At 41.4% G+C, this 23,913-nt stretch carries 18 protein-coding genes and 1 tRNA gene; 13 read left to right on the top strand and 6 right to left on the bottom strand.

What is annotated here, in order from left to right; genetic code table 11:
• Positions 1 to 29 precede the first annotated feature (29 nt).
• Complete coding sequence (locus NK987_RS04680) at positions 30 to 2,834, bottom strand: YCF48-related protein (RefSeq protein WP_259262935.1); 2,805 nt, start codon at positions 2,832 to 2,834, stop codon at positions 30 to 32.
• A gap of 177 nt (positions 2,835 to 3,011) precedes the next feature.
• Here NK987_RS04680 and NK987_RS04675 point away from each other — a divergent pair, with 177 nt between their 5' ends.
• From NK987_RS04675 to NK987_RS04645, 7 genes are all read left to right on the top strand, one after another.
• Positions 3,012 to 3,665 carry a c-type heme family protein gene (locus NK987_RS04675; protein WP_258422092.1) on the top strand — a complete coding sequence of 218 codons (654 nt, stop codon included), beginning with the start codon at positions 3,012 to 3,014 and terminating at the stop codon, positions 3,663 to 3,665.
• Positions 3,666 to 3,899: 234 nt separating this feature from the next.
• Positions 3,900 to 4,589, top strand: coding sequence for an NAD(P)H-dependent oxidoreductase (locus tag NK987_RS04670; protein WP_259262934.1), 690 nt, complete (start codon positions 3,900 to 3,902; stop codon positions 4,587 to 4,589).
• 310 nt (positions 4,590 to 4,899) lie between these two features.
• Positions 4,900 to 5,049, top strand: coding sequence for a hypothetical protein (locus tag NK987_RS04665; RefSeq protein WP_259262933.1), 150 nt, complete (start codon positions 4,900 to 4,902; stop codon positions 5,047 to 5,049).
• Positions 5,042 to 5,461 (top strand): hypothetical protein, encoded by a 420-nt coding sequence (locus NK987_RS04660; RefSeq protein ID WP_259262932.1) that lies wholly within the window; start codon positions 5,042 to 5,044, stop codon positions 5,459 to 5,461. Before NK987_RS04665 ends, NK987_RS04660 begins: the two co-directional genes overlap by 8 nt.
• Before the next feature lie 426 nt (positions 5,462 to 5,887).
• A complete protein-coding gene (locus NK987_RS04655) occupies positions 5,888 to 8,734 on the top strand; it encodes an alpha-L-rhamnosidase-related protein (RefSeq protein WP_259262931.1) in 2,847 nt (948 codons plus the stop codon).
• Positions 8,735 to 8,861: 127 nt separating this feature from the next.
• Positions 8,862 to 10,376, top strand: a complete 1,515-nt coding sequence (locus NK987_RS04650) for a sulfatase (protein ID WP_259262930.1) — start codon at positions 8,862 to 8,864, stop codon at positions 10,374 to 10,376.
• Positions 10,377 to 11,012: 636 nt separating this feature from the next.
• Positions 11,013 to 11,282 (top strand): hypothetical protein, encoded by a 270-nt coding sequence (locus NK987_RS04645; protein ID WP_258422097.1) that lies wholly within the window; start codon positions 11,013 to 11,015, stop codon positions 11,280 to 11,282.
• Between the two features lie 44 nt (positions 11,283 to 11,326).
• Here NK987_RS04645 and NK987_RS04640 read toward each other — a convergent pair.
• Positions 11,327 to 11,399, bottom strand: a tRNA-Met gene (locus NK987_RS04640).
• 115 nt (positions 11,400 to 11,514) lie between these two features.
• Between NK987_RS04640 and era the strand changes: the two genes are divergently transcribed.
• The 4 genes from era to NK987_RS04620 all read left to right on the top strand — a co-directional run bounded on the left by era (position 11,515) and on the right by NK987_RS04620 (position 14,727).
• On the top strand, positions 11,515 to 12,405 hold the full coding sequence (gene era / locus NK987_RS04635) for a GTPase Era (RefSeq protein WP_258422098.1): 891 nt from the start codon (positions 11,515 to 11,517) through the stop codon (positions 12,403 to 12,405).
• Positions 12,406 to 12,417: 12 nt separating this feature from the next.
• Positions 12,418 to 13,731, top strand: a complete 1,314-nt coding sequence (gene der / locus NK987_RS04630) for a ribosome biogenesis GTPase Der (protein ID WP_258422099.1) — start codon at positions 12,418 to 12,420, stop codon at positions 13,729 to 13,731.
• Positions 13,732 to 13,813: 82 nt separating this feature from the next.
• Positions 13,814 to 14,029, top strand: coding sequence for a hypothetical protein (locus tag NK987_RS04625; protein ID WP_241143828.1), 216 nt, complete (start codon positions 13,814 to 13,816; stop codon positions 14,027 to 14,029).
• 32 nt (positions 14,030 to 14,061) lie between these two features.
• Positions 14,062 to 14,727, top strand: coding sequence for a SprT family zinc-dependent metalloprotease (locus tag NK987_RS04620; RefSeq protein ID WP_259262929.1), 666 nt, complete (start codon positions 14,062 to 14,064; stop codon positions 14,725 to 14,727).
• Here the strand turns inward: NK987_RS04620 and scpB are convergent.
• From scpB to NK987_RS04605, 3 genes are all read right to left on the bottom strand, one after another.
• A complete protein-coding gene (scpB, locus tag NK987_RS04615; protein WP_259262928.1) occupies positions 14,724 to 15,284 on the bottom strand; it encodes an SMC-Scp complex subunit ScpB in 561 nt (186 codons plus the stop codon). The genes NK987_RS04620 and scpB overlap by 4 nt on opposite strands.
• Positions 15,285 to 15,668, bottom strand: a complete 384-nt coding sequence (locus tag NK987_RS04610) for a TraR/DksA family transcriptional regulator (protein WP_258422102.1) — start codon at positions 15,666 to 15,668, stop codon at positions 15,285 to 15,287. It lies immediately after the preceding gene.
• A 620-nt stretch (positions 15,669 to 16,288) separates the two neighbouring features.
• On the bottom strand, positions 16,289 to 19,624 hold the full coding sequence (locus tag NK987_RS04605; protein ID WP_258422103.1) for a lamin tail domain-containing protein: 3,336 nt from the start codon (positions 19,622 to 19,624) through the stop codon (positions 16,289 to 16,291).
• 188 nt (positions 19,625 to 19,812) lie between these two features.
• Between NK987_RS04605 and NK987_RS04600 the strand changes: the two genes are divergently transcribed.
• Together NK987_RS04600 and NK987_RS04595 are read left to right on the top strand one after the other, a co-directional pair.
• Positions 19,813 to 20,802, top strand: a complete 990-nt coding sequence (locus tag NK987_RS04600; protein ID WP_259262927.1) for an aspartate-semialdehyde dehydrogenase — start codon at positions 19,813 to 19,815, stop codon at positions 20,800 to 20,802.
• 59 nt (positions 20,803 to 20,861) lie between these two features.
• The gene (locus NK987_RS04595) at positions 20,862 to 22,049 is read left to right on the top strand and encodes a THUMP-like domain-containing protein (protein WP_259262926.1); all 1,188 of its coding nucleotides are present in this window, start codon (positions 20,862 to 20,864) and stop codon (positions 22,047 to 22,049) included.
• A 226-nt stretch (positions 22,050 to 22,275) separates the two neighbouring features.
• Here the strand turns inward: NK987_RS04595 and thrC are convergent, their stop codons facing one another.
• Positions 22,276 to 23,595, bottom strand: a complete 1,320-nt coding sequence (gene thrC / locus NK987_RS04590; protein WP_258422106.1) for a threonine synthase — start codon at positions 23,593 to 23,595, stop codon at positions 22,276 to 22,278.
• Positions 23,596 to 23,913: the final 318 nt, after the last annotated feature.

Below are 23,913 nucleotides of genomic sequence, written 5' to 3'. Positions count from 1 at the left end.
GTCTTGCGGTTACTTAATATAGGGAAAAATTACCTCACCAAAACTTTGTGCTTGAACTCCTTTTCACGGCCTCTGATGGTAATTATATACAGGCCTTTTGGAAGTCCTTTGAAAACAACTGTTTCCAAACCCATTTCCGGTTTGATTTCCTCAACCTCTTTCCCCATCACATCTGCTATCTGAATGCGGCTTACCCCATTGATGCCTTCAAAAGAAACCCATACATCTCCTTGAGATGGATTTGGATAGACTTTTGTCCTGGTATTTGAAGGTTCTGATCCTATGCTCGTGATGAAGTTTACATTTACCTCCAATGAAGTCACAGGACCGGAATTGCAACTGTTCATTGCGGTAACAGATACTGTAAAATCACCCTGTTTTTCCCACAATACTGTTATTTTATTAGTCCCTTGACCTGACAGAATCTTGGCGGCATTGCCACTGATCTGCCACTGGAAATTAATGTCGGGCATATTGGTCACTTCATAGGTCTCCTCTGTCAGACCGACCCTGTCAGGACCTTGGATTTCAGAAGTTTGGCTTGGTGGGGAGATGACCTGTATGGGTTTTGAGAAGAAAGTACCTTCCCCGCATGGATTGGTAGGTTTGATTCTCAGTTCTTTCTGACCAGCTTCTGTCCACTGTACCGTTATTTTAGCCGTCCCCTGCCCTTGCGTAATCGTACCTCCGGTAAGTTCCCATATGAAAACAGTTCCGGGAACATCATTGACCTCATAATCCACTGAACCCTCCAAACAAACTACACCTTCACCCTGAATTTCGGTGATGTTTTTGGGTGTGGTTGACACCAAGACCTCAAGTCCTTTGGTACCGCCATTTCCGCAGTTGTTTTTGCCCCTCACCAAAACTGCATTTCTTCCGGGGGTATCCCACCTGACTACAATCCTGCTGGTACCTTGTCCTTCCAAAATCGTTCCGCCATCCACTCTCCATTCAAAAACAGCATCAACATCTGTATTTTGAACCTGATAAACCTGCTGACTGATACAAATATTGCCTTCACCAAAAATCACTGTAGGCGTCTCGGGTACCTGACAGCTATAATTGAATAAAGTGCCGTTTTCACCGACAGCGAATCCGCTGCTCAAATCTCCAAAGCTTATCCCTGAGAAATCCTGAAAAGTGCCCGTAGGCATATTTGTCCATGTCAATCCCCCGTCACGGGTCCACATCATCAATCCTTTTTCTCCAGCAATAAAACCCACCGACTCATCAAGAAAATCTACTGCAGTAAGGTTTTTTGCTTCGGACACATTTACTTTGGTCCAAGAGATTCCCCTATTGGATGTCTTCAATACTGTTCCGTTATTTCCGACAACAACTACGGAATTTTGATCAAGAATATCCAAATCAATGAGGTCTTCCGTTGTCGGCACATTGACTTTTTGCCATTGTAGGCCATCTTCAGTCCTTGCCAAGAATCCATTTTGGCCTATCACCAATCCGGTCAACATATCGAAAAAGGTAAGGTCCCGAAGCTTCTCGGTAGTTCCTGCCACTGTCATTTTCTCCCATGTCACTCCCGAATCTATGGTCCTTGCCATAAATCCATCATCGCCTACTGCATAACCTGAGGTATTGTTGAAGAAATGGAGACCATATATGGTGTTTTCCATAGGAAGATTGAGGGATGTCCAATTGGCACCGGAATTGGCTGTTCTAAGCGCTACGCCGTTGTCTCCTGCGATATAGCCAAAAGGATTTGTCGTAAAAGCAATGTCATGAAATGCTCCGGAAACAGGCCTTGACCTGTTGGTCAGTGTGGCACCTCCATTGGTAGTAACCAAAAACAATCCTTTTTCCCCAACAATATAGCCCAAAGTGGCGGTCCTGAACTGGGTAGCTTTATAATCCACATCAAGTCCGGATTGTCTTGTTGCCCAGCTGGAACCCGAATTTGTAGAGGAAATGATGGCGCCATTGTTACCCACAGCATAAACAATATTGGATGACTTCCTGAAACTTACCCCGTAATACGTTTGAATATTGGCAATATTGATTCCATCAAAAGTGGTACCTCCATTGGCTGTTCTGAGCACTGTGCCGTTTTCCCCCAAAATCACCCCGATATTGGGATTGGCTTTGTTGAAAGACAAGGCGGTCAGGTTTCGTTCCGTTCCGCTCGTGACAAGATTCCAAGTGGATCCTGCATCTATTGTCTTGAGGATGGTTCCTGCCTGTCCTACCGTATATCCTATTTTTGGAGAAGTAAAATAAATGTCATTCAATGCGGCGGATTGTCCTGTATTTTGGATTGACCAATTGTTACCGGAATTGAATGTCCTGACGATTTTACCATCAGCTGTGGCTACATAGCCGGTATCTTGGTTGGCAAAAAACAAGCGGTTAAGATCTACTGTGGTACCGACAGATTGCTTTGCCCAACTTTGGCCTCCGTTTGTAGAACGGTATACTTCACCGCCATCCCCGACAGCATATGCCCGTGTCTGGGTCAAAAACTTTACACTGCGCAGGGTTTTGTCTGTCCCGACATTGATCAATTGCCAGTTGGCACCACCATCCGTGGTCCGAAAAATTTCCCCCAGTTCACCCACCATCAATCCTAGGGTTTCATTGAAAAAATCTACCCCCCACATTTTGTTTTTGCTCGGAGGTTCCTGTTCTGTCCAGCTCAAGCCGCCATCTATTGTTTTGAGGATTACTTGGTTGCCGGAAACATAGCCAGTTTCTTCAGTCGCCCAAGAAATTCCTGTCAGTTGGTTTCCGCGGCTACCTACTCTTTTCCATGTCTGGGAATAACAAAAAGAATGGATAAGTATAAAAATCAGAAGAGTTATGAAGCGATTTGTCATCAATTTAGGTGATTCAAGAGATACAAAAATAGGAGATAAAACCAAAAATGAAAGGTTTCGGAATGGTCTGAGAAAGATGAACCCTGTCTGTTTAGTAGTTTTGGAGCACAAACAACAATAAACTTTTTACTAACTCATCTTTTAACCTTATTTTTATACTTTGGAATTATAAAAAAAATGAAAAAAATATTGGGTTTTTTATTGGCAATCATCTTTTTATCATCCTGTGGATCAAATGAAAGGGTGAGCAAAGAGGTTTTTGAAGAAGTGAACAAAAGCATGGAGGTCAAGAAACTCAATGAGGTGGACATCCTTCAAGCGGGAATGGAATGGGGCGATGAAATCAGTACAGAGGCCCAGCAACAATTGGTCAGTGCCTTACAAAAGGCTATAGAAGAAAAAGGGGTTCCCGGGGCCATCGAATTTTGCAATGTACAGGCCTTCCCGATCCTTCAAGAAGTGGGTACAAAATACGGAGTTACTGTCCGCCGGGCATCCAATAAATATCGGAATCCGGCAGATAAACCCACTGAGGAGGAAAAGGGGATTTTGGAGGCTTATGAATACAATGCCGAAAACGAACTTCCCCTTGACCCAAGCATTCAGAAATTTGAAAACGGTGAGGTCTATTTGTATACCAAAGCCATCAAAATCCCGAATGGCATGTGTCTTAATTGCCATGGTGAACCAGGAACTGAAATCAGTGCCGAAACGCAAAAGGCCCTTGCAGAATTGTATCCCGAAGACAAGGCTACAGGACACAAAATCGGAGACCTGAGAGGGATGTGGAGCATCCGGATTCCAAAGAAAGAAGTTGTCAAGAAAATGTAATTGCTTCTATTGTGAGCGGTATGCTATTAGGCCGATTAACTTGTATTCACGGGTGAAAAAAAAGACACTAGACACAGGACGGGAGACGAAAGTAAGAAGTCAGAAATAGAAAGTCGGAAGTCTACCGCCTGTCGTCGGGCAGGGATGTAAGGGATAGCTGAGTTTGCTTCTTTGAAATATAATAGGTAATCCATTTAATGACATCGTTGCCCATCCATATAAGCCTCTCATATCATGAAAAAATTCCAAAATCCTATATTTTTTAAAAATTTGACTGTTGCCTTTTTTTTGACTTTTATTTTTGGCTTCCAACATCTATTTGCCGAGACAAAAAAGCAACATGTCCTGATCGTACTTGCCCATCCCAATCCAGGAAGTTTCAACCATGCCATTTCCAAAACTGTGGAAGAAAGGTTGGTTCACAACGGTCATCAAGTCCGGGTTAGGGATCTTTATAAGATGGAATTCCAACCCGTACTTTCGCTCGAAGAGTGGAAGCGCTACGAATCACAAGCAGGGGAGACCCCTGCCGATGTCCAAGCGGAACAGGCCGAAATCCAATGGGCGGATCACCTGATTCTGATTTATCCGACTTGGTGGTGGTCACCGCCGGCGATGATGAAAGGATATTTGGACCGGGTATTTACGCCTGTATTTGCATTTGAAGCTGATGTGGAAGGAATCAGAGGAAAATTGAAAGACAAAAAAGTCAGTATCATTCAAACCACCGGTGCTGATGAAACATTTATCAAAGAAAACGGCATGGATGAATCCGTCAGGAAATTAATGGGGATCGGGATTTTTGGGTTTTGCGGCATGCAGGTCGCGCATCATGAGTTTTTGATGGGGATATCAGGGAAATCTTACGATGAACTCAAAGTCGTACTGACAGAGGTAGATGCAATGGTGAGTGAGTGGTTTTAACTAGTCCATAGTCGACAGTCCATGGTCAATAGTCTATAGTAGTCCACGGTCGACAGACCACGGTCAACAGCAAATGGTCGTTCAATTGAAACACCCTCAATTGGTTAGAGAAGCCATTGCGATGTAATATTCCTCTCCCATTTTTTTTACCAGGAAATACAACTAATCCGGTATTTATATATATTTAACTCTTAAGGGATAGAACTAGGATTCCTCTCCAACACGGTGAAAACACGGTATAAACACGGTCAAAGTGTAAGGGGACTACTAAGGAGGGGTAAGGGAAGGTGTACTTTGATATAACGGAGCTATGGCTAAACTGACAAGTTGGACCAAGTTTGTAGGCACTCTTGGGGGGATTACATTTTACCTGATGAACGGGAAGCATTTTGCCCGGCAAGCAAAACAAGAAAAGGTATTGGTTGAACAGGTTTTTTGTGGGAACCAAAAAGATGAATGATGAATTTGGAAGGGCTTCTACGCTCAGCTCATCATTCAGATACTTGGCCCATCCTCTTTTGTATCAAATGGATACAGGTTATTTACATTCCAAACTCAGTGGGGCGTTTAGAAAAATTATGCTGACTGACGGCAGTCATGGGCCGGGAAAAAGATCCCTTCTTGGCGGAGATGTTAGCCCACTTCAAGGGAGGGAAATCGCCAAGGAAGCACAACTTCAAAACCTCTTGGGGCAAACGCCGACGATCCAATTAGACCAAGAAGCCGGTATGGTGAAACTTGATTTCTCTCAGGTAGGCTTTCTCAATCCCAAGGCCATACCTGCAGGGGCAAGTCATTTTCAAGTCAAGATTGGGCTTGTCCAAGTCCCCGAGAAACCAAAATTTAAGGGAAAATCCTTCCAAAGTAAATGAATTAAAGTTAAAAATAAATGAATGGGTTAGTATGACAAATTCCAAAATTCCAATTTAAAGGAATGAAAAGTCTAGGTCTTAGATTGGTTTGAATACAAATAAAAAAACACAAGATTGATTGGCAATAAATTAAACCACTGTTTTCTTAAATCAGTAGTTTTTTTATTCTCTTATCTACAATTAGAATATCCTGAGATCTACAAATCTCACTTTTTAGCCCTAGGTATTGGTCTACAAAAAATTCTCCTTTTGAGTTTGGGGATTTTTAAATTAAATTGTTAAATCACTAAATAACCACCGCCCACATGTTCAAAATCTCCTTCTTCCTAGCACTTACATCCTTTACAAGTTGGACACTGGAATGGGCACTCTATGAAATGAGGGAGCCAGTTAAAGTGAATTAAAAAGTTAAAACTAGAATTGACTATGTCAGCTTCAATTAAACCTGAAATTTTGGGAAAAAGAATCAGAATCCAAATACTAAGCTTGCTGCTTTTTATTGGTCTTGCTCAGTCTGTTTTCCCCCAAAAACTCTATTGGATCAGAGCAGAAGGAGGAGAAAGAAACGAATATGTTTTTTTTAGAAAAGAATTTCAGTTACAAAATGAGGCCCAGCGGGCAGAAATTCACCTGTATGTTGATTCAAGGTATAATTTATATGTCAACGGACACTATTTGGGATTCGGTCCGGTAAGGTCCTATCATGCCCATCCTTATTTTGATACCTATGATTTATTGCCCTTTTTGAAAAAAGGAAAAAATGTCATTACTGTCTTGGCCATGAATAATGGAATGGAAACCTTCCAGCTTTTTGACAATAAAGGAGGTGCTGCATTTTGGGGAGAGATCCATTCTGGTACAGAAAGAATAGATTTGGATATTCAGTCTTGGAAAGCAAAAAAATCTGATGGCTATGATGCGAGTACACCAAGGTTTTCTTTTGCAAAAGGACCGATTGAAAGTTGGGATGTCAGAAAAGATAAGGGCTGGAATGCTGAAAAGATTTCGCTGGAAGAATGGCAAAGCCCGCTGCCTGTTGGTAATCAGGCCGATTGGGGAGAAATGTCCCAAAGACCCATCCCTTACTTGACGAAGGAGGATGTCAGAGCTTTGAGACTGATGGGCGCTTATCCACTCAAAAATAAAGAAGATTTTTACACATTCAGGGTATTGACTCCTGATTTGGATATTGGACAATATTCAGTAGGTCATCCGGGTTTGGCCTACACCTATATTTATTCTCCCAAAAAACAAAAAGTAAATGCCGCCTTATGGTGGGGAGAGTATTTCTTGAACGGGAATAAGATCAATCCAAAAAAAACCGAAACCCCGAGTTACCATCGTCAGGAGTTCGGATTGGAGCTCCATACGGGATGGAATGAATTACTGATAAGGAATAAAGTCATCTGGGGAACTTGGGATTTTTACCTTTCAATTCCTTCAAATCTCGGTCTTGCGGTTTCTCCTTCAAAAAAAATGGATGATGCTGATTGGTTTCATTCCTTCGTGCCTTTGGAATCTGCCTTGGAAAAAGAAATTGACAAACTTGATGTGAAAATTGGCATTGAAAAAGCAAAAGAAAACTTTCCTAATCAATGGCGATCCCATAATCGGCAAGAAAACACCAATCCGGCAAAGGATTTGGCCTGGATGGAGGCTGATTTGGCAAAACCGCTTTTCCCTTCTAGTGCATTTTTAGAGCCCCTTATATTCGAAGAAAATCCAACCGGAATTTGTTTTTTCTTTGATATGGGGGAAATGCAACTGGGACAGTTTTTTGTAGAGGGGGATTTTCCAGAGGGCAGCATCATCGACATTGGTTTTTCGGAAGAACTCAATCAGGAAGGTTTGCCTTGGTTATATAAAAGGCACCAAGTGGGTGCAGGATTGAGATTTGTGGCAGACGGTGATCAAAAAAGGTATCAATCCTTCAAGCCCTACGGCGCCCGCTACCTGAAAGTCACCGTCAGAAATAATCAGACTCCCTTTCGACTGGAAAATATCGGAATGATCCGGCAAGTGTATCCTTTCGAAACTTTAGGTTCGTTTTCTTCTTCAGACCCTTTGCTTGACCGAATTTGGGAAGCCTCTTGGCGGACATTACTGCTCTGCGCTGAAGATTCTTACACAGATACTCCCTTCCGGGAAAGAGGGCTCTATGCGGGAGATATGATACCGCAAATGGCAATAACCCAGGCTGTAAGTGGAGATATGCGTTTGGTGAAACATTCTTTGAATTTATTTCAAGACATGTATCGCTCTCAAATGTGGGAGGGAGCTACCAACAGGCATGAGGATTATATTTTTTCTTCTCTGATTGCTTTAGATGAATATGCCAAACTTTCGGGTGATTGGGCCCTTGTAAAAGAGCATTATCAAAACTACAAATCATTGATTGGTCAATATCAAAGCAGATATGAAAATGGATTGGTCAAAACTGAGAGTATATTTATTGAGTGGACAACAATCAATAAAAAAGATGCAGTGATGACTGCCTTCGAAGCGCTTTATTATTACAGTTTGCAAAGATTAGCGGAATGGGCAGATCATTTTGGTTTCCAACAGGATAAAGAAGCCTATATTCAAGAAGCGACTTTACTAAAGGAAAATGTTAATTCCAAGCTTTGGGATTCCTCTCAACAAAATTATGTTGACGGAATCAAAGCAGGTTCAATCTTGGAAGAAAAACATATCACTTCCACGATTTGGCCTACACTGATGGGGGTCACTGAACCGAAAGATCAAGAAGTGATAATCGATTGGTTGAAAGAAGAAATCTTGGATATAGGACAGGATACTAGAAAAGAAAAAATATCTCCATACAGTTCCTTCTACCTTTTTGCCTTGCTGTATAAGTTTGAGCAATCCGAGTCAGTGGAAAATTTTATCCGAAAGCATTGGGGACCTATGGCGCTGCACAATGACAGACCTACCATTTGGGAAAATTTTGATGTGGTAAATTCTGATATCGGTACTTCCAGTCACGCCTGGAGCGGGCATCCTCTATTTTTCTTTGCGACGGAGACGCTAGGCGTTAATCTGGGGTTTTTCAAGGATTTCAATCCTGATCTCATTGAAATACAACCTCAGTCTGAAACACTTTCATGGGCAAAAGGCACTGTGGTACATCCATTGGGACCTGTGGAAGTGGATTGGAGAATTGAAGGAGAAAACCTTTTCCTGAATTATTCAGCACCTCCGGGAGCAATGGTTTCAGTAAAACCAAAAGGAAAACTCGGTAAACTTAATCTAGTCCTTAATTCAACAAGGTGATAAACGAAGAAAAGAATTCATCAATTTTTAGATCACAAGTTATCTGCATACCCTCCCAATATGGAGATCCAAAACCGAAGATTCCTATCGCAAATGGCTAAACAGAAAATAAAAACTTTAACTTACCATGAAGACATTTCAACTGCTGAATAAGCTATTTGCAAGATTATTCATTCTCAGTGCAATATTCCTTAATCTTCCGGTTGGTCCTGTATCTGCCCAAAATGAAAAACCTAACATTTTGCTTATTGCTATAGATGATCTGAACGATTGGGTTGGGTACTTGGGGGGACACCCCATGGTTCAGACTCCAAATATTGACCGACTGGCAGCAAGTGGAATTGCATTTACGAATGCCCATGTACAAGCCCCATTATGTAACCCATCAAGATCAAGTATTTTGACAGGTTTGAGACCAACCACCACCGGGATATATGCCTTGGGCCCTTGGTTCAGAGACCTGGAAGGTTATAAGGACCTCGTCACGCTTCCACAATATTTTGAGAAGAACGGTTATGAAACCATGGCGACTGGCAAAATCTTTCACGATGCTTTTCCACCAAAGGAAGAAAGAAGAAATGGAACGGAATTTAGTGTTTGGGGATTTCATGGCGGGTTTTTCCCGAGGCCTGAAGAACCATTTGTAAAAAATACAGGGCACCCCTTGGTCGATTGGGGAGTTTATCCCGAAACAGATTCCCTACAGGATGATTGGAAAGTCACAGATTGGGCTATTGAACAATTGGAAAACAGGCCGGAAAACAAACCCTTTTTCCTTTCTGTGGGGATTCGGCATCCGCATGTACCTTTATATGCTTCACAAAAATGGTTTGACCTTTATCCTGAAGAGGAACTGCTTTTGCCGGAAACCAAGGCTGAAGACAGAGAAGATATTCCTCCTTTTTCATGGTATCTACATTGGAATCTTCCTGAACCAAGGCTGGCTTGGCTCGAAATGCACTATCAATGGAAACCAAAAGTACGGGCATATCTGGCAAGTGTAAGTTTTGCCGATATGCTGGTAGGCAGGTTGTTGGATACATTGGAGAAAGAAGGGTTGACTGAAAATACCTTAGTAGTACTGTTTTCAGATCATGGTTACCATTTAGGTACAAAAGGAATTACAGGAAAAAATTCTCTTTGGCATGAATCAACGAGGGTACCCTTTATTTTTTCAGGACCGGGAATACCTGAAAAAGGAAAATTAAATGATGCACCGGTGGAACTGCTTGATCTTTATCCCACATTGATCGCCCTTGCCGGATTACCAAATAAAGATGGGCTGGATGGACAGTCCCTTATACCGCTCTTTACGGATATCGGTTATAGGCGTGAATCTCCGGCTATCTGTACCCATGGCCCTGATAATCATGTGGTCGTAACTGAGGAATGGCGATTTATTCAATATGCGGACGGTTCCAGAGAACTTTATGACAGAAAAAATGATCAAAATGAATGGCATAATCTAGCTATATTTGAAGAATATATTCCTACAATGGATAAGCTTTCGAATTATTTGCCAAAAAGTGCAAAACCGGCACCTGGCAGCAAGACGAGATTGATAGAAATGATTGATGGAATGCCTTATTGGGAAGGGAAAATAATTCCTTATGGGGCAAAAGTTTCAATGAAGAAGGATTAAGGCTTTTTCAAATTTTTAAAACTCAAGGGTTGGACCTATTAGGAAATAATTTAAAACACTTTACTGCTTTCAATTTATTTAATCAGGTGGATATGTTTAAGCCAAATAAAAACTGCATTACAACGACTTGATAAAATATAAATAACAATAGATGGATTGGTATTTAATATAACCACTGCTTCTTTGAAACAGTGGTTTTTTTGATTTATGTGCAAGTGGAGCCACTTCTGGGTGTAGAATAGTTAAGTCACCTACTCTGGGCGTAATCAAATAATCCATCGGGTCTGGTCGCAAAAAGATGTAAATGCCAGACCTAATTTGTAATCTCACCTTCTTATTCAAGTGAATTTGTTATTCAATTCGTTCCAGTCTCATTTATTGATAATTTTAGATTATTCAAGGTAATCTTTAACCTCAGCCTTCCCTGTTTTTGGTTTAAACTCCATTCCATACTTTATCTTTTCGCTCCCAATCCTGATATCAATCGGGACCTGTTACATCGCTTTTTTTTTCCCTGGGCGGCGGTGCATGGGAATTAGCATGAGTACGAGAATTGGATAAGCACGTTGCACGGGGTTATTAATATTTCAGTCCGCCGCGGTGGACTGTTGGTCTAAGGGAATCTAAGTATAGAATTTGGAATGGGATACAAATTCTTCCAACTTCCATCAATTTAAAGCACAAAAAAAACATACTATTTCTTGTATCCTTGTAGTAGCAGGAACAGCCCCTATAGCCATCACGGGCCGAATCCCGATTCTCGGGACAGATACTGTGACCTTCGGATCTTTTCATTTTCTAAAATATGGGCATAAAAAAAAACCAAGCATTTCTGCTTGGCTTAGAGTAGCGGGGATTGGACTCAAAACAATGTCCGCCGTGGCGGATATGAGCAGGACGAGCTGAAAGATATAAAAAAAAAAGGATACTATTTCTAGTATCCTTCGGTGTAGCGGGAACAGGACTCGAACCTGTGACCTTCGGGTTATGAGCCCGACGAGCTACCAACTGCTCCATCCCGCGATATATGTTTTTCTTAAAGAAATCTATGTGAAAACAGCCTTTTGCCGTAATTGTGGTACAAAGGTAAGGACATATTCTCTAAAATCAAGTACCTTTGCAGAAAAAAATTATTGTCATGACCGAAAACACACACAAAGCAGGCTTTGTAAACATCATTGGGAAGCCCAATGTAGGCAAATCCACGCTCATGAATGTGCTTATCGGTGAGCGACTTTCGATCATCTCTTCCAAGGCACAGACCACCCGTCACCGCATTATGGGACTCATCAATGACGAGCACTATCAGATTGTATTTTCTGATACTCCCGGCATGCTGAAGCCCAAATACGAGCTTCACAAAAGCATGATGAGTTTTGTCCACATGTCATTGGAAGACGCAGATGTGATTCTTTTCGTAACCGATCTATATGAATCCGACGAGGAAATAGAAGACGTAATTGAAAAGATCAACCATTCCGGAGTTCCTGTACTTCTTGTGATCAATAAAATTGACCTCTCCAAAGAAGGCCAACTTGAAAAGGTGACAGAATATTGGACCCAAAGAATCAAAGCAGATACCGTGATCCCCATTTCTGCCACCGAAAGTTTCAACACCGAACGCATTCTCCAGGAAATCCTCGACAGGCTTCCCTATCACGCACCCTTCTATGATAAGGATGAACTTACCGACAAGCCGGAGCGTTTCTTTGCTTCCGAAATCATCCGTGAGAAAATCTTCATCAACTACAAAAAGGAAATCCCTTACAGCACCGAAGTCTCCATCGAAGACTTTTTCGAAGAAGAAAATATCATCCGCATCCGGGCAGTCATCTATGTAGAGCGAGACAGCCAAAAAGGCATCATCATCGGTGAAGGCGGCAAGGCGCTCAAAAGGGTTGGAACCCAGGCGAGGCACGAAATGGAAAAATTCTTTGGCAAAAAAATCTTCCTCGAAACCTTCGTCAAGGTGGAAGATGACTGGAGAAAGGATAAAAATAAATTGAGAAAATTTGGTTACGACCAATAATAAAATAACAAAATGGCAAATATAGTAGCAATAGTTGGGCGGCCGAATGTAGGCAAATCTACCTTTTTCAATAGGTTGGTAGAGGAGAGAAAGGCCATTGAGGACAATGTCAGCGGGGTGACCCGTGATAGGCATTATGGCCATGCACAGTGGGGAGGAAAGTATTTTTCTGTCATTGATACCGGTGGATACGTGATCGGTTCGGATGATGTCTTTGAAGCTGAGATCAGAAAACAAGTGAAGTTGGCCATAGAAGAAGCCAATGTCATTCTCTTTGTGGTAGACTGCCTAGATGGATTGACAGATTTGGATAAGGATTTTGCGGCGGAGCTCCGTGCTTCCAAGAAGCCCATCTATATCGTAGCCAACAAGGCTGACAGCCCGGAGAAATCCATGTTAGCAGCAGAGTTTTATGGTTTGGGTTTGGGAGACAATGATGTCTACCCAATTGCAGCCGTAAGTGGAAGCGGAACAGGTGACTTGCTGGATGAGGTGATCAAACATTTTCCCGATGAGGGCGAAGAAGATCCGGATGCCGGGATACCCAAGATCGCTATTTTGGGTAGACCCAATGTGGGAAAATCCTCTTTCCTAAATGCCCTTTTGGGACAAGAAAGGTCCATCGTGACCGATGAGGCAGGCACTACGAGAGATGCCATCCACACAAGGTACAAACTCTTTGGTCAGGACTTTATCATCACGGATACAGCAGGAATCAGGAAAAAAGCGAAGGTAAAAGAGGACATTGAGTTTTATTCCGTGATGCGCTCTTTGAGGACTTTGGAAGAATCCGATGTGCTGATCATTATCATTGATGCCACGAGGGGTTTGGAAGCACAGGATGTGAATTTGATTTCCTTGGGAATCAAAAACAACAAAGGCATTGTCATCATGGTCAATAAGTGGGATCTGATCGAAAAAGACCACAAGACCATGGACAAGATCAAAAAGGAGATGATCGAAAAGTTGGGTGAAAACAAGTGGATTCCCATCATTTTCACCTCTGTGGAAGAAAAGCAGCGGATCATGCAGGCCATTGAACTGGCAGTGAAAGTCTATGAAAACAAGACCAAAAAGGTGACTACTTCAAAATTGAATGACATCATGTTGCCGGAAATTGAGAAATATCCGCCACCCGCTTGGAAAGGAAAATACATCAAGATCAAATATATTACCCAACTCCCTACCAAAAACCCGGTATTCGCATTCTTCTGTAACCTGCCTCAGTACATCAAAGATCCCTATAACAGGTATCTGGAAAACAGGATCCGTGAGAATTTCGATTTTGAGGGTGTTCCGATCAAAATTACTTATAAAAAGAAATAAAATTAATTTTTGATGGATTGCTTGACAATGGGATAAATGGTATTACCTTTGCGTGCTGATTTAAAAATCCAGACAAAAAATTATGAAAAAGGTATTTGCAATGTTCGCTGTAGCAGGTTTGTTATTCACTGCTTCTTGCGGAAACAAAGAAGTTACAGAAGAAGCTACTGAAGAAGTAGAAGTTGTCATCGAAGAAACTGAAGAGGCTGTTGAAGAGACAGTTGAAGAAGCTACTGAAGAAGTAGAAGGTGCAGTTGAAGGTGCTACTGAAGAAGTTAAAGAAGTTGTAGAAGGTTAATTTCTTCTCACTCTCAAGAAAGTCCCTCAGAAATGTGGGACTTTTTTTTTGCTTTGTTTTATATTCATGCGATGGATAGAGACTTGAAGTTTTTGGAGGCTTTCAGGAAGCACGTACCGACCACTGCGGCGGAATATTGCTTTCAATTGTGGAAGGAGTTTCCCTTCAATTTTTATATTACAAAAACCCGGCAAACCAAACTCGGGGATTTCCGTTTCCGCCGCGACCAAAAAATCCAGACGATTACTATCAATCATGACCTGAACCCATACCAGTTTTTGATCACCTATGTTCATGAGGTAGCCCATCACAGGGCTTTTGATAAATTTGGATTGAATATCAAGCCACATGGTAGGGAATGGAAGACGCAGTTCCAATCACTCATTTCTCCTATTCTAAATGAGGAGGTTTTCCCAAAAGAAATCCTCATTCCATTGAAAAGGCATATGGCAAACCCAAAAGCGAGTTCAGGGGCAGACCTTTTTTTGAGTAAGTCTTTGAAGAAATTTGAGAATAATACGAGTTTGGAAATTTCTTTATTGGCTGATTTGACTCCCGGTTCTTTTTTTGAATTACAGGGAAGGGCATTCCAAAAAGAATTGACAAGACGTACGCGGGTCCTCTGCCAAGAGTTAAAAACAGGGAGGAAGTATTTGATTTCAGCCCATGCTGAAGTAAAGAAAATTGAAAAAAGCTAAGATTTTTCTTCTCCAATCTGATTTTCCTCTTGGGAAAAATCCTTTGGTTGTGGCAAGTCAGTCAAGGTGTTGATACCAAAATATTCCATGAATTTTTCACTTGTCCCATAAAGCAAGGCCCGTCCGACACTTTCTGATTTTCCTTTGATGGTGATAAGTTCTTTCTCCAGAAGTTTTTGGATGGAGTAATCACAATTAACGCCTCTGATGTGTTCGATTTCAGTTTTGGTGACTGGCTGCTTGTAGGCAATGATGGACAGCGTTTCGAGTTGGGCGGTAGACAGCCGTTTGTGGGATTGCTGCTTTAGCAGTATTGAAATACTCGCCTGATAAGCAGGTTTTGTCAAGAACTGATACCCTCCGGCAAGATTTTCCAAAGTAAAGGAAAAGTCTTCATGGCTGTATTTTTTCCCCAAAACCTCTATGGCTTCCAAAATATGGGAAACAGGCACTTCAGATTCAAACATCTCCGTCAGGCATTTTTGAATTTCTTCAATACCCAACGGAGACGGTGAACAGAAAATCAGTGCTTCTATATGCTTTGGTAAAAAGTCCAATTATTTCTTGGCAAGCTTGGCTTCAATAGAATGCATCGTGTGAGGAACAGCTCTCAATCTTTCTTTGGAGATCAATTTACCAGTATCCACACAAACCCCATAAGTCCCGTTTTTGATTCTGATCAAAGCATTTTCCAAGTTGATGATGAATTTCTGCTGTCTTGCAGCCAACTGATTCAGATTTTCTCTTTCCAAAGTGTCTGCCCCGTCTTCAAGAAGTTTTGAGGTAGATGCCGTAAAATCTGTACCGCTGTCATTTTTCTTGCTTAAAGTTTCTTTAAGGGAAATAAGTTCTTCTTTGGCGATTGCCACTTTTTTTAAAATAATATCTTCAAACTCCTTCAATTCTTCAGGAGAATATGCGGTCTTTCCTTCTTGATTCATAATTTTCTATTTTGGTTTTTTATCCCAATCAAGGTTGGGGTGATTGAAAAGTTCCCTAAAATACACTTACCTGAGTAAAATCAAAAATTATAAAAAATTAATATGTGTATGATGGTAAATGCACCTACCAGAATTAACATTAAAAATGATCTTAAAGCAAAAGAAAATCGATCCTCATTTTTATAACTGCTTTTTTTCATAGCCAAAAAAAGTACCCAATCCCGAAAGATTTCCGGACAAGACGGCGTAAATCTATACACGCCCAAGGCCGGGGCCGGCCTCAAGAAGGTTCGGAATCGTTCCTCCTTAGCTTGAACAAATGAGGTTCAGATTTAATTAGGGGATTTCGAAATAAGTCCGAAATGTGAAAAGATGCGGATACCCATAAAAATTATATCGCGATTTTTATTGGGTGAGGAGATTACGCAACCTTTTTTCCAATAACTTTTCATCCAAATAAAGGCGGTATTTGATACTCAACAATCTTTGGATTGATTTTAAACTTTTTCCTTTTTGGATAAAATAGGTTTTTAATATTTGGGAGACTATATCAGGCTTCATCTGTTCAGGTTTTTTTGGCTTCTTCTAAATTACTGATTTTGTGGAATTAATTACCACAATCACTGGAATTTTGTACCGACAACCACTGTTTTTCTGATTTGATCCACATTCCCTTCAAGGTCAAATATCTCGACCCAAATAATATATATGCCCGCTCTGACTTTTGCTCCGTTAGATTGGGTGCCATCCCAAAGATAGAACCCATCATTTCCCCAAACTGCATTTTGGACCAACTCCCTAACCAAGGTACCATCTACTCCATAAATCCTTATCGTAGCTAGCTTTCCCGGTTGGTCAGATTTATAACTGATTGTGGTATAAGGTTGTGTTCCTGGAGCGTCCGGCACAAATACTTTTGGATCTACCTCTATTCCCAATTGACTGTTCCCTTCATACACATTGGAATTTTGGTAACCCGGAGTAGCAAATCCCTCTGTGGAAGATGCAGAGTGCCAATTGTTCGGATTATCGATAGGCTGAAAAGGCGAAAGCCTCTCCAAGGAAATCCCTTTGGTCTCCTTCAAGAGTCTGTGATGCATTTTATCTGAATAGCTCAAAACCTCTGAAATGGTTTCATCAGGACTCAGAAATACCACATTTCCTTCAGAAATCGGATAGCTGGGAATCGATGAAAATTCCACAAACCTACCTTCCCTGCTTTTTGGATATTCCTGTTTGAGTTTTTCGGAGTCTGTGGTAAAGACTAGAAAAGAATTCGGTGCGATTAAAAATTCCTCATTGAATAATACGCGCCTGTTGGCCACCTGATTTTCATCATCGAGGTTGGCCAATTTCCAATCCTTCAAATTGATGTATTTTTGAGAGGAATTGTATATCTCTACAAATTTTGGTGCACCTGTTCGGGGATTAAATAGTATCTCATTCAGTACCAAATCTCCAGATTGAGCAAATGAAGGGATAACAAAAAATACTTTTTGGTCTGATTCAAACAGGTTTCCTGTACAATCTCTCAGGTTAGAAACATTGGATTCATAATAAATCCCCTCCTGAATATTTTGCTCAAACTCCAATACCAGTTCATTTGGACTTCCTCCTATCATAAAATTTTTGATTGGAATTGAAGGTTTGAATTCGAAAGCCGTAAGGCTGATATTCTGATTCAGGATTTTGGAAAATTCCAAAACCACAGTTTTTTCTCCCATCACTTTTGATTGTAGAAATTTGAGTGGAATCAAATCCGGTATTTCCTCAAAAACTGAGTTTGGTTTTCCGGGTGTACCTCTCTTTGGATCTATTGAAGGCTTGAGGTTGGTGCTGATATTGCAATCTAAATATGGATTGACTACTTCCAAGCTATATCCTCCCTGCGCGAAAACACTGCTGCCAAATGTAGCGGTACTGTAAGCAAGGCTGTCGATCACATTGTCTTCACCGTCTAGGATTTTTACCTGATCTCCAGAATTTAACAAGGTCGGCCAACTGGTCAATCCCAACACCGGTCCAAAATTCCCGAATTGAGAAGCTGAGGTCCTTGGGGTTAGGATGAGATATTCATTGGGACCAAGGAAAAAGGCCGGAAGTGTCGTTTTCCTTTTGGAATTTGCCAACTGCATCCCTCCCAAATAAATGCTCTGCTCTCCGGGATTGAACAGTTCGATATATTCTACATTCGGTAAGGAATTTCCGGTACGAGGGGCCGGCATGATTTCATTGATGACCAAATCTTTGAAGTTGATCTTGGTAGGTGAATCAAAAAGGAAAGTAAAGGATTGATTGCTTAAAAAATTCCCGTTCAAATCAGCGATTCCATTTATTTGAAAGTTGTATTCTTGGTCTACTTCAAAATCAAAACCCCATTCAATCAATGCTTGGTTGCCGTTTTGAAACAATAAAACTGAATTTGGATTGCTACTTGAGATGGAATAATTGGAAAGGATAGATGCAAAAACCACATCCAATGGCTCTGAAAAAACCCCCAATATTTTGTTTGTGGAAACAGGGATTACATTTACCAATGAAGGGTGTGTTATGTCCCATACAAAATCTCTGGAGGAACCGGGGATAGGATAACCTCGTTCTGTTGACCTTGCGGGAAGGTTCAACGTGTAGACGATACTTTCCTCAAATGGCAGATTGCTTTTTAATTCGATTTCTTTTGACGTAGGAAAACTAGTCTCAAAGGTAAATTCCGGGTTTTCCAAAATCTCATAATCATGATCTTTTTGGCTCAATGAAACATGGTGCTTAATTTGGATGGTCTGATTATCGATCAGCACCATTTCCTCCACAAAATCATCGTAGACCAAACTTTTTAAGTCAATTTCAGGATTTTGGGTACCATTTAAGTTTTGGAGGTTTGAAATTGAGATTTGGAAAATACCCTTCAAAGGCAATTCCTCCGATAAGTCCAACAAGACTTCAAATCCATTGGGTGACAATTCCACATTGGTGGGGTTTTTCCCGTTGATTAAAAAATTGGAAGTTTGGCTTACTGAAGCAGGCAGAAAAAATTGACTGAAGTTGATGGCGATTTGATCTGCCTTGGGAACCCGGACATTTCCCATTTTGATATAGGAATTGTCAAGTTCAAATTCAATCTCCTCAGTAACCCTCCCATCTTTATCCTCCATATTCTCCAAAAGGATGGGGACTTTTGCATTTTCAATCAAAGCATTTGAAAAAACTACAAACGAAGAATCTGTTGGGCTCAATAATTCAGTAATCTGATAAGGACCGATAGTAACCTGTTCTTTGGATATGGATTTTATTTCCCTGTCTAAAATAATTTCAAAGGAAAAAGGCGTTGACAATACGGCTTTCTTGATCTGAATGGGATCAATGATTTCATCCCCGTCAAAAATCCCAAAATCATCCATAAAAAACCTAGCAGAAGAACCTGTTCCCGGACCATATTTCACTTCGATTTTGACGACAAGCTCCGGTAAATCATAATAGTCTTCGGGAATTGGGATTTCGAAGAGCTTGTATTCGGTGTTCTGATTGGGAAATGTCTGGGCGTTTCCAACATTTGTCAGGTTCTGAAATGTATCAAACGCCGATTTGGCAAAAGAAATTTCGACTCCTGCCGGCCTGTTTCCTGTTCCATTTTGTTCCGATTTTGCAAAAAATGCGATTTTCGGCTCAAACTTTCCCTGTGTCTCTGTTTTAAAATATATGATCCCATTGAAGGAACTGATGGGTTGCACAGCCAAGGCTTTTGAGCCAAGACGTCCTTTCCCTGATGCCTGAAAAACCCTTGCAGCAGTACTCCTTACTTCAATAGCAGACCAATTTTCTAAAAATTCTGCAGGATGATTGACTATGGCAAAACTTTCCTCAAAGTCCTGAACTTGGGAATATCCTTTGCCCAAGCCGAACATTCCCTCAAAGAGTGTGGTTAATAGAAGGACTTTGATAAAAAACCGGGATTCCATAAGATTAAAAATAAAGAACCGGCAATAGTCAATCCGATTTGAAACGTTTAAGTCGGATAAATTTCAAACACCGCAAAAAATGATCTGAATTATTGAAAATAAAGCAATTATCTATTGAGTTGCTGTCATTATTGAGAATTCTTGACTTACCTTTGCGGTTCAATTTTAAAAAACAATCCAAAAACAAAATGAAACTAGCCGTTGTAGGAGCTACCGGATTGGTAGGCTCAGAAATCCTCGAGGTGCTGGAAGAGCACCAATTTCCATTTGATGAATTACTCCTTGTCGCGAGCGAAAGATCCGCTGGCAAAAAGATGACTTTTAAGGGTAAGGAATACACGGTAATTGGATTGAAACAGGCTGTTTCTGAGAAGCCGGACGTTGCGATCTTTTCCGCCGGAGGAAGCACTTCTTTGGAATGGGCGCCGCAATTTGCCGAAGTCGGAACGATCGTGATCGACAACTCTTCTGCATGGAGAATGGATCCGAGCAAAAAATTGGTGGTTCCTGAAATCAACGCCAAAGACTTAAGAATTGACGACCGAATCATTGCCAATCCAAACTGTTCTACGATACAGATGGTGTTGGCTTTGAATCCATTGAGGTTGAAATATGGTATCAAAAGAATCGTGGTATCCACTTACCAGTCAGTAACCGGAACAGGCAAAGCAGCTGTCGACCAAATGATGGCTGAGCGTGCGGGAGTTCCTGCGGAAATGGTTTATCCACATAAAATTGACCTGAATGTATTGCCTCATATTGATGTCTTCCAGCCAAACGGTTATACCAAGGAAGAGATGAAGATGATCAATGAGACCAAAAAGATTTTTGGGGACAACAGCATTCAAGTCACTGCCACCACTGTCAGGATCCCGACGATGGGAGGACATTCTGAAGCCGTAAACGTGGAATTTCATAATGACTTTGATTTGAATGAGGTGAGGGCAATCCTTTCCAATACGCCTGGAGTCATTGTTCAGGACGATCCTGCCAACAATGTCTATCCGATGCCATTGACTGCGCATAAAAAAGATGAGGTTTTTGTGGGAAGGTTAAGAAGGGATGAATCCCAACCGAATACATTGAACATGTGGATCGTGGCCGATAACCTGAGAAAAGGCGCAGCTACCAATGCTGTCCAGATAGCAGAATACCTAATGGAACACAGCATGGCGTAATTGATTAATTCGTCTCATGATTTTGAGGCATGGTATGAATTCCACATTTTTGTCAGGCTATGGCCATTGAGAATTATACAGATGCATTGAAAAAATTTGTGCAGGACCACCATTCGGAGGATCCTGCACAATTGCTTTTTGCCTATTCGGGAAAAACCGATTTTGACCTCAAAGCGGCTGTGCAGCAGATCCTGTCCCGTCAAAAAGCCAAACATAAACTCCCATTATGGACTGCCAATCAAGAAATACTTTTTCCTGTCAGCCTTTCATTGGAGCAATCTTCTTCGGAAGAAACCGCCAGATTTAAATCAGTTTTGGTCAATGGGAAAACAATGATTGACCTGACCGGAGGATTTGGCGTAGATACTTTTTTTCTTTCAGAAAACTTTCAAAAAGCCGTTTATTGTGAGAGGAACGAAGAATTGGCAGCCATCGTCCGTCACAATTTTGACCTGCTCAAACCCGGAAAATTTGGGATTGTGGAAGGTGATTCTTTGGCATACTTTTCCAAATCAGACCAGGTTTTTGACCTGACCTATGTCGATCCTGCGAGAAGGGGCGAACACAATCAGAAGTTGTACAAGTTGGCTGATTGCGAGCCGGATATTGTGGGCTATTGGAGCCTCCTCCAATCGAAGTCCAATGCCATTCTGATCAAAGCATCCCCGATGTTGGATATCAAGCAGGCATTGGCTGAAATTCCAGAGATACAGAAAGTATGGGTTATTTCAGTCAAGAATGAAGTCAAGGAAGTTTTGCTCCTTTGGGAAAAAGGAAAAGAAGCCGGGGAAAGAACTATCAATGCGGTCGATTTGCAGTCCGATGGTCCAAAGGGATTTTCCTTTACTTACGAAGAGGAGGAATCAAGCGAGAGCATATTCGGAGATGTGGGTAAATTCCTGATCGAGCCCTATGCTTCGGTTTTGAAAGCCGGGGCATTCAGGAGTTTTGGAAAAAGGTTTGGACTGAAAAAGCTACATCCCAATTCCCATCTGTATACCTGTGAGGATTTACCTGAGAAAATTCCTGGAAGGATATTCGAAGTAATCCAAGAAATCAGCAATCCCAAAAAAGAGCTGAAGCAACTATTCCCTGTAGGAAAAGTCAATGTCATTACTAGAAATTACGCTTTATCTGCCGATGAACTCAAGAAAAAATACAAGCTCCAAGACGGCGGAAAGGAATTCCTGATCGGGACAAGAGTGGGAGAAAAGTTTGGGTTGTTTTATTGTAGGACAATTTTTTAAAAAAAGGTTTCACAATTGGATGCAAAGGATTTAGAACTTCCCTGTTTTTGGCGAAAACATTAATTTTCTCTAAGCATTTTCTCGGCCAAAAACCGGAACCACTGTTTTGGTTTCTGACCCCGAGTTTCGTGCCTCACTCGGGGCTACACAAATTTGATCCCTATGGGATCATTCGCCCCAAGGTTGGTGAAGTGAATGAGATAATCAACTTTGCCAAGAAACTTAATTATCTGTGTCCATCTGTGAAATCTGTGGTTAAAAAACTCTTAAACTCTTGAAAGCTATTGCCCATCTCCAAAACTTGCTTTTTGCCTTTCATAAAGGCCATCAATCTCTCAGGGATAGGCAAGTCAATACCCAAAGTTTCATCGACCACGGATTTGAATTTAGCAGGATGGGCGGTTTCCAAGAAAATGCCGACATATTCACCAGGATTCATTTTCATGTAATTCCTCAATCCCAAATAGCCCACAGCACCATGTGGATCCATGATATATCCCGTTTCTTCCTTGATTTGGACCATGGCTTTTTGGGTATCCACGTCATCAAAATAGAAGCCTTTTACTTTCTCCCGAAACAACTTTTCATCATTGCCATACAGTGCCAAAAGCCTGTTAAAGTTACTTGGATTACCGACATCCATGCTGTTACTGATGGTGGCAACTGAAGGCTTGGATTGAAATGGGTTTCCCTCCAAAAAATCGGGGACAACCCGGTTCACATTGGTAGAAGCGATAAATGTGTCTATCGGCAAACCCATTCTTTCAGCCAAAATCCCTGCTCCGAGATTTCCAAAATTCCCACTTGGAACGGAGATAGCTAATTTTTTATTGTTCTTTGGAAGTCGGGAAAAGGCATAGAAATAATACAGACACTGTGGAATCCACCTAGCCACATTGATGGAATTGGCGGAAGTTAGGAGCATTTTTTGGTTGAGTTCGACATCGGAAAAGGCCTGTTTGACCAAAGTCTGACAGTCATCAAATACACCATCCACCTCAAGGGCGGTCACGTTTTCTCCCAAGGTGGTAAACTGCATTTCCTGCAATTTGCTCACTTTCCCTTTTGGATACAGGACAATGACCTCAACTCCATTTACTTTAAAAAATCCATTGGCAACAGCACTTCCCGTATCCCCAGATGTCGCCACCAAAACTCGGATTTTCCTTTCTTCCCCTTCCATCAGGATTGCCATCAACTTGGAGCAAAACCTCGCCCCAAAATCCTTGAATGCCAATGTCGGTCCGTGAAACAATTCCAATGCGTATACATCCTCCTCCACTTTTACCAATGGCGCATCAAAAGCCAAGGTATGGTCAACCAATTCTTTGATCTGATCCCTGGTCAAATCACCAATGAATAGTGCTCCGATCACTTCAAATCCGATTTCCCGGAAAGACATTTTCGGCAAGTTCTCAAAGAACTCCTTTGGCAAAACCGGAATTTCCGTAGGCATATACAATCCCTGATCCGGAGCAAGTCCTTTGACCACGGCATCTTTGAGGCTGACTATATGGTTGGGGTTGTTGGTGCTGTAGAAGTGCATAAAGGGTTGTAATTGTTGTAGTGGTTGTAATTGTTGTCAGGCTGTCTGGTACGCGTTATCAGATTGGGGATCCGTCATTCTGAGTGGAGCGAAGAATCTCTTGGTTGTAATTGTTGTCTGCTGCGCGTTGTCAGGTTGTCGGGTTATCGGGTTAGGTTGGTTGTATTGTTATCTAGTCCCGTCATTCTTCATTACGAATTCACCATTCTGAAATTATCAGCGGGAGTGTTCATTAAACTGTGTCATTTCCTTCAAACCGTTCATCAAAGTAAGCAATTAGGTCTTTTCGTATGGAAGGCCAAGCGAATATTGAACCGT

The sequence above is a fragment of the Aquiflexum gelatinilyticum genome, assembly GCF_024813435.1.
GTDB classification, from domain to species: domain Bacteria; phylum Bacteroidota; class Bacteroidia; order Cytophagales; family Cyclobacteriaceae; genus Cognataquiflexum; species Cognataquiflexum gelatinilyticum.
The sequence above is the reverse complement of the archived record's forward strand: the minus strand, read 5'-3'. Positions and strand labels throughout refer to the sequence as shown.